The following is a 1,058-nucleotide window of genomic DNA, read 5'->3' as shown; positions in this document are numbered from 1 at the left end:
GGTGATGACGGCGCGGTGGTCCAGGGCGGTGCGGGTGGTGGCCAGCGCCCATGCCACCTGTCCGGTGTCCAGGTCTGGGTGGGTGTCCAGGTGGTGGAGCAGGCGTTGGGCTTGGGCGGCCAGCGCGGCCGGGGTTTTCGCCGATAGCAGCCACGGAACCACCGGCGGCTCAGGCCGCACCTCGGGTTCGGAGGTTTCGCTGGCTTGCGCCTTCACGTCCGTGTCGGGTTGGAGCGTCACGGGTTCGGGTTCGGTGGTGGGGGCTTGTTCCAGGATGAGGTGGGCGTTGGTTCCGCTGATGCCGAAGGAGGAGACCGCGGCACGGCGCGGCTGCCCGGTGTCGGGCCAGGGCATCTGCTCGGTGAGCAACTCGACCGTCCCCGCGGACCAGTCGACGTGCGGGGTCGGCTCATCGACGTGCAGCGTCCGCGGCAGAACCCCGTGATTGAGGGCCTGTACCATCTTGATCACACCGGCGATACCGGCGGCGGCCTGGGTGTGGCCGATGTTCGATTTGATGGAGCCGAGCCGCAGGGGCCGGTCGGCGACGCGTTGCTGGCCGTAGGTGGCGATGAGTGCTTGCGCCTCGATGGGGTCGCCCAGTGCCGTGCCGGTGCCGTGGGCCTCCACTGCCTCGATGTCATCGGGTGCGAGCCGCGCGCTGGCCAGCGCGTCCTCGATCACGCGCTGCTGGGACGGCCCGTTCGGCGCCGTCAGCCCGTTGCTGGCACCGTCCTGGTTGACCGCCGAACCACGGATCACCGCCAGCACCGGATGCCCGTTGCGGAGTGCGTCCGACAGTCGTTCCACGAGTACGAGCCCGACGCCCTCGGAACACCCGGTGCCATCGGCCGTGGCCGCAAAAGCCTTGCATCGCCCGTCCCGCGCCAAGCCCCGCTGTCGCGAGAACTCAAGGAAGAGGGTTGGCGTCGACATGATGGCGACGCCGCCGGTGAGGGCGAGGTCGGTTTCGTGGTTGTGGAGGGATTGGCAGGCGAGGTGGAGTGCGACGAGGGAGGAGGAGCAGGCGGTGTCGATGGTGAGGGCGGGTCCTTGGA

1 protein-coding gene is annotated in these 1,058 nt (G+C 69.6%); it reads right to left on the bottom strand.

The features are described 5' to 3' along the window. A partial coding sequence (locus E1285_RS45130) for a polyketide synthase (protein WP_132161042.1) occupies positions 1-1,058 on the bottom strand: 1,058 nt, incomplete at both ends.

Source organism: Actinomadura sp. 7K507 (genome assembly GCF_004348425.1).
GTDB lineage: Bacteria > Actinomycetota > Actinomycetes > Streptosporangiales > Streptosporangiaceae > Spirillospora.
Note: the sequence above shows the minus strand (reverse complement) of the source record. Positions and strands in the feature narration are given on the sequence as shown.